The 16,086-nt window shown below is 67.8% G+C and carries 14 protein-coding genes; 10 read left to right on the top strand and 4 right to left on the bottom strand.

Annotated elements, in window-relative coordinates:
• Positions 1-998, bottom strand: a 998-nt coding sequence (gene tsaD, locus FHR97_RS05880; RefSeq protein ID WP_183382956.1) for a tRNA (adenosine(37)-N6)-threonylcarbamoyltransferase complex transferase subunit TsaD, incomplete at its 3' end; no start/stop codon positions are given.
• Positions 999-1,277: 279 nt separating this feature from the next.
• Between tsaD and rpsU the strand changes: the two genes are divergently transcribed.
• The 3 genes from rpsU (at position 1,278) to rpoD (ending at position 5,542) form a co-directional block, all read left to right on the top strand.
• Positions 1,278-1,493, top strand: a complete 216-nt coding sequence (rpsU, locus tag FHR97_RS05885; RefSeq protein ID WP_013333229.1) for a 30S ribosomal protein S21 — start codon at positions 1,278-1,280, stop codon at positions 1,491-1,493.
• A 129-nt stretch (positions 1,494-1,622) separates the two neighbouring features.
• Positions 1,623-3,440 carry a DNA primase gene (gene dnaG / locus FHR97_RS05890; RefSeq protein WP_183382826.1) on the top strand — a complete coding sequence of 606 codons (1,818 nt, stop codon included), beginning with the start codon at positions 1,623-1,625 and terminating at the stop codon, positions 3,438-3,440.
• A 260-nt stretch (positions 3,441-3,700) separates the two neighbouring features.
• Complete coding sequence (gene rpoD, locus FHR97_RS05895; protein WP_183382827.1) at positions 3,701-5,542, top strand: RNA polymerase sigma factor RpoD; 1,842 nt, start codon at positions 3,701-3,703, stop codon at positions 5,540-5,542.
• A 60-nt stretch (positions 5,543-5,602) separates the two neighbouring features.
• Here rpoD and FHR97_RS05900 read toward each other — a convergent pair whose 3' ends face one another.
• Entirely contained in the window at positions 5,603-6,256 is a 654-nt protein-coding gene (locus FHR97_RS05900; RefSeq protein ID WP_183382828.1) for a hypothetical protein, read from the bottom strand.
• A 75-nt stretch (positions 6,257-6,331) separates the two neighbouring features.
• Positions 6,332-7,291, bottom strand: coding sequence for a LysR substrate-binding domain-containing protein (locus FHR97_RS05905; protein WP_183382829.1), 960 nt, complete (start codon positions 7,289-7,291; stop codon positions 6,332-6,334).
• A gap of 160 nt (positions 7,292-7,451) precedes the next feature.
• Between FHR97_RS05905 and FHR97_RS05910 the strand changes: the two genes are divergently transcribed.
• The 6 genes from FHR97_RS05910 to FHR97_RS05935 all read left to right on the top strand — a co-directional run bounded on the left by FHR97_RS05910 (position 7,452) and on the right by FHR97_RS05935 (position 13,862).
• Entirely contained in the window at positions 7,452-8,831 is a 1,380-nt protein-coding gene (locus tag FHR97_RS05910) for an L-serine ammonia-lyase (RefSeq protein WP_183382830.1), read from the top strand.
• A 281-nt stretch (positions 8,832-9,112) separates the two neighbouring features.
• Entirely contained in the window at positions 9,113-9,886 is a 774-nt protein-coding gene (locus tag FHR97_RS05915; RefSeq protein ID WP_183382831.1) for an ABC transporter ATP-binding protein, read from the top strand.
• Positions 9,883-10,629 carry an ABC transporter ATP-binding protein gene (locus FHR97_RS05920; RefSeq protein WP_183382832.1) on the top strand — a complete coding sequence of 249 codons (747 nt, stop codon included), beginning with the start codon at positions 9,883-9,885 and terminating at the stop codon, positions 10,627-10,629. The genes FHR97_RS05915 and FHR97_RS05920 overlap by 4 nt, the downstream gene beginning before the upstream one ends.
• A gap of 76 nt (positions 10,630-10,705) precedes the next feature.
• Positions 10,706-11,926 carry an ABC transporter substrate-binding protein gene (locus FHR97_RS05925; protein WP_183382833.1) on the top strand — a complete coding sequence of 407 codons (1,221 nt, stop codon included), beginning with the start codon at positions 10,706-10,708 and terminating at the stop codon, positions 11,924-11,926.
• A gap of 60 nt (positions 11,927-11,986) precedes the next feature.
• The gene (locus FHR97_RS05930; RefSeq protein WP_183382834.1) at positions 11,987-12,874 is read left to right on the top strand and encodes a branched-chain amino acid ABC transporter permease; all 888 of its coding nucleotides are present in this window, start codon (positions 11,987-11,989) and stop codon (positions 12,872-12,874) included.
• Between the two features lie 4 nt (positions 12,875-12,878).
• The gene (locus FHR97_RS05935; protein WP_183382957.1) at positions 12,879-13,862 is read left to right on the top strand and encodes a branched-chain amino acid ABC transporter permease; all 984 of its coding nucleotides are present in this window, start codon (positions 12,879-12,881) and stop codon (positions 13,860-13,862) included.
• A gap of 22 nt (positions 13,863-13,884) precedes the next feature.
• On the opposite strand, the gene FHR97_RS05940 is transcribed toward FHR97_RS05935, so the two are convergent.
• Positions 13,885-14,799: a LysR family transcriptional regulator gene (locus FHR97_RS05940; protein WP_183382835.1), complete on the bottom strand. Its 915-nt coding sequence runs from the start codon at positions 14,797-14,799 to the stop codon at positions 13,885-13,887.
• Between the two features lie 128 nt (positions 14,800-14,927).
• Between FHR97_RS05940 and FHR97_RS05945 the strand changes: the two genes are divergently transcribed.
• Positions 14,928-16,037: an S-(hydroxymethyl)glutathione dehydrogenase/class III alcohol dehydrogenase gene (locus FHR97_RS05945; protein WP_183382836.1), complete on the top strand. Its 1,110-nt coding sequence runs from the start codon at positions 14,928-14,930 to the stop codon at positions 16,035-16,037.
• Positions 16,038-16,086: the final 49 nt, after the last annotated feature.

Raw genomic sequence — 16,086 nt, forward strand, 5'->3', positions numbered from 1 at the left:
CGGGGCACCGCCTGCATCCGGCCAGGCTCATCATGTTCCCCCGCCAGCAGGCGCTGGGCCCCCACATAGGCGATCATCGCCCCGTTGTCGGTGCAGAAGCGCCCGCGGGGATAATGGACCTCGGCGCCGCGCTTGCCGGCCTCCCGCTCCAGGCGCTCGCGCAGGCGGGTATTGGCACTGACTCCGCCGGCCACCACCAGTCGCTTGAGCCCGGTCGCCTCCAGGGCCCGGCGGCACTTGATCGCCAGGGTGTCGACCACGGCGTCCTCGAAGGCCCGGGCCACGTCGGCCCGGGCCGCTTCGTCCAGGGCACCCTCGGCCTCGAGCCGGCGGATAGCGGTCAGGGTATGGGTCTTCAGCCCCGAGAAGCTGAAGTCCAGGCCGGGACGGTCGGTCATCGGGCGGGGGAAGCGCAGCCGCGTCGGGTCGCCGGCCTCGGCCAGGCGTGCCACCGCGGGGCCGCCGGGGTAGTCGAGGCCGAGCATCTTGGCCGCCTTGTCGAAGGCCTCGCCGGCGGCGTCGTCCACGGACTCGCCGAGCAGCCGGTAGCGGCCCAGGCCGGCGACTTCCACGAGCTGGGTATGGCCGCCGGAGACCAGCAGGGCCACGAAGGGAAAGGCTGGCGGTGCGTCCTCCAGCATGGGGGCCAGCAGGTGCCCTTCCATGTGATGGACACCGAGCACCGGGATGTTCAGCGCCCGGGCCAGGCCGTGGGCGGTGCTGGCGCCGACCATCAGCGCGCCGACCAGGCCGGGGCCGGCAGTATAGGCGATGGCATCGAGCCGGGAGCGCGTCAGGCCGGCGTCGTCCAGCACGCGCTGGATCAGCGGCAGCAGGCGACGGGTATGGTCGCGGGAGGCGAGCTCCGGCACCACGCCGCCGTATTCGGCATGCATGGCGATCTGGCTGTGGAGGGCGTCGGCCGCGAGGCCGCGCTCGGTATCGTAGAGGGCGACGCCGGTCTCGTCGCAGGAGGTCTCGATGCCCAGTACACGCATGGTCATGGCCCGTCAGCGGAAATGGCGGCATTCTACGCCTTTTGGCCGGGCGGCGGCAGGGGCCGGGTCGGCGAAACGGTTTGCATGGAGCGCTCACGACGACTAGAATGCTGTGCGCTGCAAGACTGGGTCGTGCGCCCGGGGGCAACATCCCGTGTTATTACCTCGTTTCGTACCGGCTCGCCTGGCGATGTCGGTGTCACTCGATCGAGCGAGATGGGGCTCCGGAAGGCGTGCGTTCAAACCGAACTCAAGTTTTCCAAGGTAGGTGAGTGCTTAATGCCTTCTGTCAAAGTACGTGATAACGAGCCGTTTGACGTCGCGCTGCGTCGCTTCAAGCGTTCCTGTGAAAAAGCCGGTGTTCTCTCCGAAGTTCGTCGTCGCGAGCAGTACGAGAAGCCGACCGCAGAGCGCAAGCGCAAGGCGGCGGCTGCCGTCAAGCGTCACGCGAAGAAGCTTCAGCGCGAGCGCAAGCGTTTCGAACGGCTCTATTGATCCGTACTGGAGTCGGCCGGCGTTCTCGCGGGCCGTCTCGGGAGGGACGCCAAGCGGCCGCCAATCGGTGGCCGCTTGTTTTTGCGCCGTTTTTCGGCGCACCGCCTTCAACCATGCCTGGATTGCCCGATGGCCGGTCAGATTCCACAGCGCTTCATCGATGACCTGCTGGCCCGTGTCGACGTGGTCGAAGTGGTCGGCGAGCGGGTGAAGCTCAAGAAGGCCGGGCGCAACCATTCGGGGCTTTGCCCCTTCCATCAGGAAAAGTCGCCGTCGTTCACCGTCAGCGCCGACAAGCAGTTCTATCACTGCTTCGGCTGCGGCGCCCACGGCAACGCCCTGCGCTTCTTGATGGAGTACGACAAGCTGCGCTTTCCCGAGGCGGTGGAGCAGCTGGCGGCCCGGCTGGGGCTCGAGGTGCCCCGGGAGGGCGCCGACGATCCGCGCCACCAGGCCCGGGAGCGCAAGCGCAAGGAAGGCGTGAACCTGCTCGAGCTGTCGGCGAGCTTCTTTCGCGAGCGATTGAAGATGCCGGAGGGCCAGGGCGCCCGGGACTACCTGGCCAGGCGTGGCCTGTCGCCGGAGGTGCAGCAGGCCTTCGGCATCGGCTATGCCCCCGACGACTGGGAGACGCTGAAGCGTCACCTGGGGGAGCGAGGCATTACCGAGGCGGTGCAGGTGGAGTATGGCCTGCTGGTGCATCGCGAGGACAGTGGACGCACCTATGACCGCTTCCGCGACCGGGTGATGTTCCCGATCCGGGACATCCGTGGCCGGACCATCGCCTTCGGCGGTCGCGTGCTGGGCGATGCCAAGCCCAAGTACCTCAACTCCCCGGAGACTCCGGTCTTCCACAAGGGGCGCGAACTCTACGGGCTCTATGAGGCCCGCCAGGCCGAGGCGCGCCTCGAGCGTCTGGTGATCGTCGAGGGCTACATGGACGTGGTGGCCCTGGCCCAGTTCGGCATCCGCAACGCGGTGGCCACCCTCGGCACCTCGACCAGCGAGGAGCACCTGTCGCGGCTGTTCCGCCTGGTCGGCGAGGTGGTGTTCTGCTTCGACGGCGACCGGGCCGGCCGCCAGGCGGCGACGCGGGCCCTGCAGACGGTGCTGCCGCAGATGATCGACGGGCGCCAGGCGCGCTTCCTGTTCCTTCCCGAGGGAGAGGATCCGGACACCCTGGTGCGCCGCGAGGGGGCCGAGGCCTTCCAGGACCGCATCACCTGTGCCAGTCCGCTGTCGGAGTTCCTCTTCGAGCAGGCGGCGGAGGGGCGCGACCTCGAACGGATCGAGGAGCGCGAACGCTATGCCAGCCAGGTGCTGGCGGCCATCGGTCGCCTGCCGGAGGGGGTGCTGAAGTCGCTGCTGCTGACGGAGCTCTCCCGACGCACCGGCGTCGACCCGTCGAGCTTCGAGGCCTTGATGGCCAAGGAGGACGCTGCAGTCCCGGCATCGTCAGCGGGCCCGACGGCGCCTCCCGAGGCGACGGTCGCCCCGCCGCCGGGGCGACCGTCCGGCGGCGGGGCGGCGCTCGGGTTGATGGCTCGCGCCCTGCAGCTGCTGGTTCACGACCCGGGGCTGGTCGAGCGCCTCCCCGAGAGCGATGACTGGTGCGACCAGGACGACCCGGATGCCGGCCTGTGTCGCGAGGTGGTGCGCCTGCTGAAGGCGGGGCGTTACCGCAGCGCCCAGGTGCTGCTGGCGCACTTCCACGGCACGCCGGAGGGCGAGCGGCTGGCGACGCTGGCGCGTCGCCAGCCCCTGGTCCCGAGGGGACTGCGAGGCGCGGAGCTGGACAACTGGGTGGCCTACTTCCAGCGACATCGCCGGCAGCGCTCGCCCCAGGAGGAGTACGGCGCCCTGCTGGCCCGGATGCAGGCCGGCGAGCGGCTGTCGCAAGAGGAGCGTCAGCGGCTGAATGAGCTGTTGATGGAACTCAAGGGGTGAGACTCGTCGTCGCCTGCAGGGAGGAGTCGCGGCGATCGCCGGGAAAGTGGCGATGGGGTTGATTTTACTCCTACCATCACCATATACATCAGCGTCACCTGAACGGGACGCAACCTGACAACCTAACACACCTGAATGACCGCGCAAATACATCGAACTGGCAAAAGAGCGGTCTAACCCGCTATACTGTTCGGCTTATCGAGTTTTCTCCGCCTCAGTGCTTCAGGTGCTTCATTCTTCTTCGTCGAGATAGGGTTTCTATGGCTGGAAATGCGCAGCAGCAGTCACGTCTGAAGGAGTTGATCGCGCGCGGCAAGGAACAGGGCTTCCTGACCTATGCCGAGGTCAACGACCATCTACCCGAGGATATCGCCGACCCCGATCAGGTGGAAGACATCATCGGCATGATCAACGACATGGGTATCAATGTCGTCGAGGAAGCGCCCGATGAAGATACCCTGATGATGGCCGACCATTCCACCGACGAGTCGGCGGCCGAGGAAGCCGTGGCCGCGCTGGCGGCGGTGGAGAGCGACGTGGGCCGGACCACCGACCCGGTGCGCATGTACATGCGCGAGATGGGGACGGTGGAGCTCCTGACCCGTGAGGGCGAGATCGAGATCGCCAAGCGCATCGAGGAGGGCACCCGCGAGGTGATGTCCGCCCTGGCCTACCTGCCGGGCGCCGTGGACTCCATCCTCGAGGCCTATGATGCCACCCAGGACGAGGAGGCCCCGGGGCGCCTGTCCGACCTGTTCTCGGGCTTCATCGATCCCGACGAGGGGATCCCGGGCGTGGCCGAGGCGGAGGTTCCCGAGGAGCCCGAGCCCACGGCCGACGCGGCCGACGAGGACGACGACAGCGCCGACGAGGATGATGACAGCGGCGGCGGCCCGGATCCGGAGGAGGCGAAGGCGCGCTTCGAGCAGATCCGTGAGCAGAACCAGGCGGCGCGCCAGGCCATCGATGCCCATGGCCGCGGCTCCGCCGAGGCCCAGGCCGAGCTGGCGCGGCTGGCCGAGCTGTTCTCGCCGATCAAGCTGGTGCCCAAGCACTTCGAGCGCCTGGTCGGCCAGGTGCGCATCAGCGTCGAGCAGGTGCGTGCCCAGGAAAAGGCGGTGATGCAGCTGTGCGTCAAGAAGGCCAAGGTGCCGCGCAAGACCTTCATCAAGGCCTTCCCCGGCAACGAGTCGCGCCAGGACTGGGTCGACGACTTCATGGCCGACAACGCCCGGTACGCCGATCGTCTGGCGCCCCTCAAGGCCGATATCCAGCGCGCCCAGCGCAAGATCGCCTTCGAGGAGGAGATGGTGCTGCTGCCGGTGACCGAGATCAAGGAGGTCAACCGCCGGCTGTCCATCGGCGAGGCCAAGGCCCGGCGGGCCAAGAAGGAGATGGTCGAGGCCAACCTGCGGCTGGTGATCTCCATCGCCAAGAAGTACACCAACCGTGGCCTGCAGTTCCTCGACCTGATCCAGGAGGGCAACATCGGTCTGATGAAGGCGGTGGACAAGTTCGAGTACCGGCGCGGCTACAAGTTCTCGACCTATGCCACCTGGTGGATCCGTCAGGCGATCACCCGCTCCATCGCCGACCAGGCGCGCACCATCCGCATCCCGGTGCACATGATCGAGACCATCAACAAGCTCAACCGGGTGTCCCGGCAGATGCTCCAGGAGATGGGTCGCGAACCGACCCCCGAGGAGCTGGGCGAGCGCCTCGAGATGCCCGAGGACAAGGTGCGCAAGGTGCTCAAGATCGCCAAGGAGCCGATCTCCATGGAGACCCCGATCGGCGACGACGACGATTCGCACCTGGGCGACTTCATCGAGGACGGCACCATGCTGCTGCCCATCGACTCGGCCACCGGCGAGGGCCTGATCGAGGCGACCCGCAACGTGCTCGGCGGGCTCACCGCCCGTGAGGCCAAGGTGCTGCGCATGCGCTTCGGCATCGACATGAACACCGACCATACCCTGGAGGAGGTCGGCAAGCAGTTCGACGTGACCCGCGAGCGGATTCGCCAGATCGAGGCCAAGGCGCTGCGCAAGCTGCGCCACCCGTCGCGGTCGGAGCCGCTGCGTTCCTTCCTCGACGAGTGACGCCCGGCTCTACCCCGTGACCACGACGCCCGCAGGCCCACCTGCGGGCGTCGTCGTTTGTCAGGGCGTGGCGATGTCGGCCCGGCGCCGCCAGCGGCGTACCAGCAGCAGCAGCTCGAACATCGCCAGCACCAGCAGGGTGTAGCCGAACAGCTCGGTGATTTCCTCGGCGGCATCCTTGAAGGTGCGCAGGTAGTGCTCGCCGAGGATCGCCTGCCACAGCTCGCTGCGCCCGTAGAGCCGCGAGAACACGTAGGTGGTCAGGAAGCCGGCGGCGAACAGGCCGAAGGCGAAGCTCCCGGCGCAGCGTTCGAGTTCGGCGACGAAGGCCCGGCGGCTCCGGATCACCACGAACAGCACCGGCAGTACCAGCAGGCTGACCAGGGTCTGCCAGGCGCCATCGAAGACGTGGGCATCCAGCAGGGCATCCTGCTCGCGGATCAGCGAGGCGCCGAGCAGGCCGACCAGCAGCAGTGCCACATGGCGCAGCCGATGGTCGAGCAGGCGCACCGCCAGCGCCAGCGCCGTGGCGATGGTCAGCAGCAGGGATTGGGTCAGCTCGGTGAAGCCGATCTCGGCGAACTGCTCGCTGGTGACGCCGAGGGCTTCGTGCAGTACGCCCTGCATCAGGGCGCCCACCAGCAGGATGTAGGCCAGGCCGCGCAGGCAGAGGGCGGGAAAGCCGATTCGGTCGGGGGGCGATGTCGAGGGCATCCATGGTCTCGTGGTAACAGGGTAAAGCGTTTAGACCTCATGGCTTGCACTGCAAGCCATGAGGTCTAGGGCGAATTATACCTGTCTCGCCCGGCCGTCGCGCGCCAGTCGACGGCTTCCACTGGGACGGCCGGCCTCCTCGATGAGCCAGTCATGCACGGCCCGCACGCGGCGGTCGTCCAGGGCGCCGCTGGCGTAGACGATGCCGTAGTGCATGCCGGTGGCGACCCGCTGATCGAAGGGGGCGATCAGCGCGCCGCTGTCCAGCTCGCCGGTGATCAGCGTCTGGCGGGCGATCGCCACGCCCATCCCGGCGATGGCCGCCTCCATGGTCAGGTGATTGCGGTTGAAGGTGTAGCCGCGACGCACGTTGACCAGGGGCGCCTCGATGGCCTTCAGGTAGTGCTCCCACTCGCCGTAGTCGTGGCTGCCGCGCCAGGCGGTGACGTCGTGGAGCAGCGGGTACCAGGCCAGGTCCTCGGGGCGCCGCAATGGCGGCCGCCCGCGCAGCAGTGACGGGGCGCAGACCGGGAAGATGGTCTCCTCCATCAGGGGCGTGATGGCCAGGCCGGGGTAGTGGCCGTCGTTGAGGTCCAGGGCCAGGTCGAAGTCGCCCTCCCGCAGGGAGATGCTGCTGTCCTCGGCGGTGACGTGCAGCTCGATGTCCGGAAAGCGGGCCTGCAGGCGGGGCAGGCGGGGCATCAGCCACTTGTTGAGGAAGGAGGGCACCGCCCGTAGCCGGATGATGCCGCTCATCACGCCGCTGCGCAGGCGCTTCACCTCCAGCCCCACCGACTGGTAGGCCTCGTCCACCACGCTGGCCAGGCGCCGGCCCTCCTCGGTGAGGGCCAGGCGCCGCGGCAGGCGGCGGAACAGCTTGAAGCCGAGGCGGTCCTCGAGCTGCTTGATCTGCTGGCTGACGGCGCCGGTGGTCACGTGCAGCTCTTCCGCCGCCCGGGTGAAGGACAGGTGGCGGGCGCTGACGACGAAGACCTTCAGCCAGGCGTGGGTCTGGGAATTCAGGAGACGGCTCATGGTTTAGCCATTCTATACTGTCGACGAGATTTTCTCGATTGCCGGGGCACGAGACTGCCCCCAAGATAAGGGCCAACCGGGGCAGAAAGCCACATGGCTTTAGCCTGACTGACAACAAGGCGGACACCGGAGCGATCCGGCCCAGACACGAGGCATCATCATGGCAATCAGCGTCTTCGACCTCTTCAAGATCGGCATCGGCCCCTCCAGCTCGCACACGGTCGGACCCATGCGCGCGGCCTACGACTTCGTCCAGGCCCTGCGTCGTCAGGATCTGCTGGAGCGGGTGGCCCGGGTCGAGGTGCACCTGCACGGCTCGCTGTCGTCGACCGGCAAGGGCCATGGCACCGACCAGGCCACCATCATGGGGCTGATGGGCGAGCTGCCCGATTCCATCGACCCGGCCATCGTCACGCCTTGCATCGAGGAGCTGTTGGAATCCCAGACCCTGCTGCTCGACGGCCACCTGGCGATCCCCTTCCTGTGGGCCCGGGACCTGCAGTGGCACGACGAGAGCCTGCCCTACCACCCCAACGCCATGACCCTGGTGGCTCACGGCCATGCCGGCGAGCTCTACCGCAACGTCTTCTACTCGGTGGGCGGCGGCTTCGTGATCGACGAGGATCAGGCCGCCCGTGGCGAGCTCGATTCCGATACCACGGCGCTTCCCTATGACTTCAACAGCGCCGACGAGCTGCTGGCGCTGTGCCGCCTGCATGACCTGCGCATCAGCGAGCTGATGATGGAAAACGAGAAGGCCTGGCGCAGCGAGGCCGAGATCCGTGCCGGGCTGTGGCGAATCTGGGAGGCCATGCAGGAGTGCGTGAACCAGGGCTTCCAGGGCGAGGGCGTGCTGCCCGGTGGGCTCAACGTCAAGCGCCGCGCCGGGGCCCTGCATCGTCGCCTGGAGGCGCTGGAGAGCGATACCAACCTGATCTCCACGACCTTCTCGGCGATGGACTGGGTCAACGCCTACGCCCTGGCGGTCAACGAGGAGAACGCCGCCGGTGGGCGCATGGTCACCGCGCCGACCAACGGGGCGGCGGGCATCATCCCCGCGGTGCTGCACTACTACATGAAGTTCCAGGAGGGCGCCGACGAGCGCTGCGTGGTCGACTTCCTGCTGACCGCGGCCGCGGTGGGCATCCTGTGCAAGAAGAATGCCTCCATCTCCGGGGCCGAGGTGGGCTGCCAGGGTGAGGTCGGCTCGGCCTGCGCCATGGCGGCGGCGGGACTGACCGAGGTGCTGGGCGGCACCCCGGGCCAGGTGGAGAACGCCGCCGAGATCGGCCTGGAGCACAACCTGGGACTCACCTGTGACCCGGTGGGCGGCCTGGTACAGGTGCCCTGCATCGAGCGCAACGCCATCGCCTCGGTCAAGGCCATCAACGCCACCCAGATGGCCCTGCGCGGCGACGGCGAGCACTTCATCTCCCTGGACAAGGCGATCCGTACCATGCGCGATACCGGCGCCGACATGCAGGATAAGTACAAGGAAACCTCCAAGGGCGGCCTGGCGGTCAACGCCATCGAGTGCTGACACCCCATCTCTCTCGGGCGGCGGATGCCGCCCTGCCTGGCGCGCGACCCGGAGCGGGTGGCGCGCCTTTTTTATTGTCAGGCGACGGATGTCGGGCGTCTACGCCATTGGTCGAGTTCGGTGATTCTGCGGTTGCCGCCCTGCGTTTCGTCCTCTAGCTTACGTTGACGTAAAGGTAAAAGTGGTCACGCCACCCGTGGGGCCACCGCCACCTCGGCACCACAACAACGACAACAGCAATGCAACGGCGGATCGCCACGGCGGTCCCGAGAGGACGTCCCATGACCCAGGAGTTCGTGCTCGAGACTCGCGGGTTGACCAAGGAATTCCGCGGCTTCACCGCCGTGGACGACGTCAACCTGCAGGTTCGGGAAGGGCATATCCATGCCCTGATCGGCCCCAACGGCGCCGGCAAGACCACCGTCTTCAACCTGCTCACCAAGTTCCTGCCGCCGACCCGCGGCGAGATCCTCTATCGCGGCAGGCCCATCACCGCCATGCGGGCCAACGAGATCGCCCGCCTCGGGCTGGTGCGCTCCTTCCAGATCTCGGCGGTGTTCGCCCACATGACCGCGCTGGAGAACGTGCGGGTGGCCCTGCAGCGCCGCCTCGGTACCTCCTTCCACTTCTGGAAGTCCGAGCGCTCCCTCGAGCCCCTCGACGAGCGGGCCCTGGCGCTGCTCGAGGAGGTCGGCCTCCAGGACGATGCCGACGTGCTCACCGTGGAGATGCCCTATGGCCGCAAGCGTGCCCTGGAGGTGGCCACTACCCTGGCGCTGGAGCCCACGGTGATGCTGCTCGACGAGCCGACTCAGGGCATGGGGGCCGAGGACGTCGACCGCATCGTCGAGCTGATCCGCCGGGTCTCGACGGGTCGGACCGTGCTGATGGTGGAGCACAATCTCGGCGTGGTCAGCCGGCTGTGCGACCGCATCAGCGTACTGGCACGGGGCGCGGTGCTCGCCGAGGGCGACTACGCGTCCGTCTCGAAGGATCCCCGCGTGAGGGAGGCCTATATGGGCAGCGAGGCGGCGGAAGAGGAGGCCAGCGGATGAGCCAGGCAGCCGAGGCGATCACCGACTACCGCGACCTCGACGGCGCCGAGATGCTGCGGGTGCGGGACCTGCACGCCTTCTACGGCGAGTCGCACATCCTCCACGGCGTCGACTTCGACGTGCGGCGCGGCGAGCTGGTGACCCTGCTGGGCCGCAACGGGGCCGGGCGCAGCACCACCCTCAAGGCGATCATGAACATGGTCGGCCGGCGCACCGGGTCCATCGTCATCAACGGCAACGAGACCCTGGCCATGCGGCCGCACCGCATCCCGCGGCTGGGCGTGGGCTACTGCCCGGAGGAGCGCGGCATCTTCTCGAGCCTCGACGTCGAGGAGAACCTGCTGCTGCCGCCCACGGTACGCTCCGGCGGCATGGGGCTCGACGAGATCTACACCATGTTCCCCAACCTCTACGAGCGTCGCCGCAGCCAGGGCACCCGGCTCTCCGGCGGCGAGCAGCAGATGCTGGCCATGGGCCGGATCCTGCGCACCGGAGCCCGCCTGCTGCTGCTCGACGAGATCACCGAGGGGCTGGCGCCGGTCATCGTCCAGGCGCTGGGTGAGGTGCTGGTCAAGCTCAAGGCCCGCGGCATGACCATCGTGCTGGTGGAGCAGAACTTCCGCTTCGCCGCCCCGCTCGCCGATCGCCACTTCGTCATGGAGCACGGCCGCATCATCGAGGAGATCTCGGCGGCCGAGCTGCCTGCCCGGCGCGAGCACCTGAATTCCCTGCTGGGGGTGTGACGGTGTCGCCGTCGTCCCGACACCGCCACTCGCCAGCCAACAACAACAAACCGCCCCTCGGGGCACGGAGAGAACGATGACCTTCAACAAGCGCAGTCTCGTCAGTACCGTCGCCATCGCCGCCACCGTGCTGGCCACCGGCACCGCCCAGGCCGAGATGAGCGACGATGCCGTGCGCATCGGCTATCTGGCCGACATGTCCGGCACCTATCGCGACCTGGCCGGCCCCGGCGGCCTCGAGGCCCTGAAGATGGCCGTCGAGGACGTCGGTGGCGAGGTCAAGGGGGTGCCCATCGAGGTGTTCAGCGCCGACGACCGCAACAGCGCCGACGTGGGAGCCAACACCGTGCGTGGCTGGATCGACCAGCAGAACGTCGACCTGGTGGCCGGCATGGTGGCCTCCTCGGTGACCATCGCCGTGACCAAGGTGCTGGAGGAGGCGAACGGCCTGGGCATCGTCTCGGGGTCGGCGGCCTCCAGCATCACCAACGAGCACTGCACCCCGAACCACATCCACTGGGTCTACGACACCTATCCGCTGGCCCACGGCACCGCCAAGGCGGTGGTCGAGCAGGGTGGCGACAAGTGGTTCATGCTCACCGCCGACTACGCCTTCGGCCACGCCCTGGAGGGCGACGTGACCAGGGTGGTGGAGGAGAGCGGCGGCGAGGTCGTCGGCGGGGTGCGCCATCCCTTCCCGACCAGCGACTTCTCCTCCTACATCCTCCAGGCCCAGGGCTCCGGCGCCGATATCGTCGGCCTGGCCAATGCCGGTTCCGACACCGTCAACGCCATCAAGACCGCCAGCCAGTTCGGCCTGACCCAGACCGGCCAGCAACTCGCCGGCCTGCTGATCTTCCTCAACGACGTCCATGCCATGGGCCTCGAGGCCACCCAGGGCCTGCTGCTGACCACCGGCTGGTACTGGGACATGGACGAGCCGTCCCGGGAGTGGGCGGAGCGCTACTTCGCGCGTGTCGGTCGCATGCCGACCATGGTTCAGGCCGGTGTCTACTCCAGCACCCTGCACTACCTCAACGCCGTGGAGGCCGCCGGCACCGACGATGCCGAGACGGTGCGCGCCCGGATGGCCGAGACCCCGGTCGAGGACTTCTTCGCCCGCAACGGCCGCATCCGCGAGGACGGCCGCATGGTCCACGACATGTACCTGGCCGAGGTGAAGTCGCCGGAAGAGTCCACCGGCGAGTGGGACCTCTACGAGATCAAGAGCACCATTCCCGCCGAGGAGGCCTACCGCCCGCTCGGCGAGAGCCAGTGCGACCTGGTCAGCCAGTGAGCTGAGCCCGACCCGGCGGCGGCTGCGGCCGCCGCCCCCTGACGGCGAGGAGACCCTGCCATGACGATGATATTCGGGGTGCCGCTGGCGGTGTTCATGGGCCAGCTGATGCTGGGCCTGATCAACGGCGCCTTCTATGCCCTGCTGAGCCTGGGGCTGGCGGTGATCTTCGGCCTGCTGAAGATCATCAACTTCGCCCACGGCGCCCAGTACATGCTGGGGGCCTTCGCGGCCCTGCTGGGCCTGCAGTACCTGGGCATCAACTACTGGCTGGCGCTGCTGCTGGTGCCCCTGGTGGTGGGCGGCCTGGGCATGGTGATCGAGCGCACCGTGCTGCGGCGCATCGCCCATCTCGACCACCTCTATGGCCTGCTGCTGACCTATGGCCTGGCACTGATCTTCGAGGGGGCGCTGATCAATGTCTTCGGCGTGTCCGGGGCCAGCTACCCGGTGCCCGAGGCGCTGCAGGGCGGGCTCAACCTGGGCTTCATGTTCCTGCCCACCTACCGCGGCTGGGTGCTGGTGGCGGCGCTGGTCGTCTGCCTGGTGACCTGGTTCATCATCGAGCGCACCCGCCTCGGCGCCTACCTGCGGGCCGGCACCGAGAACCCGGCACTGATGCAGGCCTTCGGCGTCAACGTGCCGCAGCTGATCACCCTGACCTACGGCTTCGGCGTGGCGCTGGCTGCCTTCGCCGGCGTGCTGGCCGCGCCCCTCTACCCGGTCTCGCCGACCATGGGCTCGAGCCTGCTGATCGTGGTCTTCGCCGTGGTGGTGATCGGCGGCATGGGCTCGATCCTCGGTGCCATCCTCACCGGCCTGGGCATGGGCCTGGTCGAGGGGCTGACCAAGGTGTACTACCCCGAGGCCGCCAATACCGTGATCTTCCTGGTGATGATCCTGGTGCTGATGCTGCGTCCCGCGGGGCTCTTCGGTAAGGAGGCATGACATGATGGCCACGACGCACCCTCTCACGCCCGCCATGAAGCGGCACCGGCGGGCCCGGCAGCGCCGGGGGGCCCTCTACCTGGCGCTGCTGGGGATCGGCCTGGTGGCCCCCTTCGTCGCTTATCCGGTCTTCCTGATGAAGATCCTGTGCTTCGCGCTCTTCGCCTGTGCCTTCAACCTGCTGCTGGGCTATGCGGGGCTGCTGTCCTTCGGCCATGCGGCCTTCCTGGCCACCGGCGGCTATGTCACCGGCTTTCTGCTGTCGAGCCATCCGGGCCTGGCGCCGGAGGTCGGGATCCTCGCCGGGACCCTGGCCGGGGTGGCGCTCGGCCTGGTGTTCGGCGCCCTGGCGATCCGCCGTCAGGGGATCTATTTCGCCATGGTCACCCTGGCGCTGGCCCAGATGATGTTCTTCTTCTTCATCCAGGCACCCTTCACCGGCGGCGAGGATGGCCTGCACGGCGTGCCCCGCGGGCAGCTGTTCGGCCTGGTCGACCTGTCCAGCAACCTGGCCATGTACTACTTCGTGTTCGCGGTCTTCGTGATCGGCTTCGCCATCGTCCAGCGCACCGTGCACTCGCCCTTCGGCCAGGTGCTCAAGGCGATCCGCGAGAACGAGCCCCGGGCGGTGTCGCTGGGCTACAACGTCGACGCCTACAAGCTGGTGGCCTTCGTGATCTCGGCCGGCCTGGCCGGCCTGGCGGGGTCCACCAAGACGGTGGTCTTCCAGTTGGCCTCGCTCACCGACGCCCACTGGCACATGTCCGGCGAGGTCATCCTGATGACCCTGCTGGGCGGGGTGGGCACCCTCTTCGGTCCCCTGGTGGGCGCGGGGTTGGTGGTCAGCCTGCAGACCCAGCTCGCCCAGTCGCCGCTGGGCAACTGGGTCGGCGTGATCCTCGGGGCGATCTTCGTGATCTGCGTGCTGAGCTTTCGCAGCGGCATCGTCGGCGAGATCCAGACGCTCATCCGCAAGAACTTCAAGTGACGGCCGATGGCCCAGCCACGACCTAGGGGGCGCCCCGTGTCGTGTCGGACTGGCGGCCGGGCAGCACGGTGTCGATATTCGCGACCAGGAAATCGAGGAACTGACGCACCTTGGGGGAACGGTGGCGGTGGCGGGGGTAGACGGCCCAGACCGCGGTGTCGCTGTGGCGATAGGCGTCGAGCACGCTGATCAGCTCGCCCCGGGCCAGGTGTGCCTCGACGTAGTAGTCCGGCAGCTGGGCCAGCCCCAGCCCCTTGAGGGCGGCATCGAGCAGTGCCGGCCCGGAATTGCCGTGCCAGGGGCCGTCGACGCGGACCTCGCGGCGCACGCCCTCGACGTCGAAGCGCCAGTAGTCCCGCGAGCCCACCAGGCAGCGGTGCCGGGCCAGCTCCGAGAGACTGTGGGGCTGGGCCACTCGGGTGAAGTAGGCCGGCGAGCCCACCACGTACTCGCGGCGCTCGCACAGGCGCCGGGCGATCAGCGATGAGTCCTTGAGGGTGCCCATGCGGATCGCGATGTCGAAGCCCTCATCGATGATGTCCACCTGGCGATTGGTGAAGTGCATGCGCACCTCGAGCCGCGGATGGCGGCACATGAAGTCGTGGACCAGCGGCGCCAGGAAACGCTCGCCGAAGGTCGTCGCGCAGGTCAGGCCGAGCAGGCCGGTGGGCTTGGCCTGCAGGTCCTTGATGGCGGCCTCTGCCTCGTGGAAGCCCTCGACCAGGTGCTGGCAGTGTTGATAGTAGAGGCGGCCGGCCTCGGTCAGGCGAATCCGCCGGGTGGTGCGGTAGAGCAGGGTGGTGCCCAGCTGGTTCTCCAGCTGGCTGACCAGTCGGCTGACATGGGAACTCGATACCTTGAGCCGCTCGGCGGCGGCCTTGAAGGCGCCCAGGCGTACCACCTCGACGAAGGCCTCGACGCGGTCCCAGCGTTGCATGTGGCGTCCTCTTCATGGATTGTTGCTGTATGGCAATAATGTGATGAGTTTGATGCAGTTTATCGGAGTGTGCGCTCTTGCCTAGACTGCAGGGACATCATCCAACCCTGAATGAAGAGGACCGCACCATGAAATCACGCGCCGCCGTCGCCCTGGAAGCGGGCAAGCCCCTGGAGCTGGTCGAGATCGATGTCGAGGGCCCCAAGGCCGGCGAGGTGCTGGTGCGCATGGCCGCCACCAGCGTCTGCCACACCGACGCCTTCACCCTCTCCGGCGCCGACCCGGAGGGGCTCTTCCCCTCGGTGCTGGGGCATGAGGGTGCCGGCATCGTCGAGGAAGTGGGCGAGGGGGTCACCGGCCTGCGTCCGGGTGACCATGTCATCCCGCTGTATACCGCCGAGTGCGGCCAGTGCAAGTTCTGCCTCTCGGGCAAGACCAACCTGTGCCAGGCGGTGCGCGCTACCCAGGGCAAGGGCCTGATGCCCGATGGCACCAGCCGCTTCTCCCTGGAGGGCAAGCCGCTGCATCACTACATGGGCTGCTCGACCTTCAGCGAGTACACCGTGGTGCCGGAGGTGTCCCTGGCGGTGGTCTCCAAGGAGGCGCCCATGGACAAGATCTGCCTGCTGGGCTGCGGTGTGACCACCGGCATCGGTGCGGTGCTCAACACCGCCAAGGTCGAGCCGGGCGCCACCGTGGCGGTGTTCGGCCTGGGTGCCATCGGCCTGGCGGTGATCCAGGGCGCACAGATGGCCAAGGCCAGCCGCATCATCGCCATCGACGTCAATCCCGACAAGTTCGAGCTGGCCCGCCAGTTCGGCGCCACCGACTTCGTCAATCCCAAGGACCATGCCGATCCCATCCAGCAGGTGATCGTCGACATGACCGACGGCGGCGTCGACTACTCCTTCGAGTGCATCGGCAACGTCAACGTCATGCGCTCGGCGCTGGAGTGCTGCCACAAGGGCTGGGGCGAGTCGGTGATCATCGGCGTGGCCGGCGCCGGCGAGGAGATCTCCACCCGCCCGTTCCAGCTGGTCACCGGGCGGGTCTGGAAGGGCTCGGCCTTCGGCGGGGTCAAGGGGCGCACCGAGCTGCCCGGCTACGTGGATCGCTACATGAAGGGCGAGATCAACATCGACGACTTCATCACCCACGACATGCCCTTCGAGAAGATCAACGAGGCCTTCGAGCTGCTGCACAAGGGCGAGAGCATCCGGACCGTCCTCCACTATTAATCCGCGCCCGGTGCCGCGCGAACCGCAATGATCGGGGCACGCCCGGCAC

Source organism: Halomonas stenophila, from assembly GCF_014192275.1.
Taxonomy (GTDB): Bacteria; Pseudomonadota; Gammaproteobacteria; order Pseudomonadales; family Halomonadaceae; genus Halomonas; species Halomonas stenophila.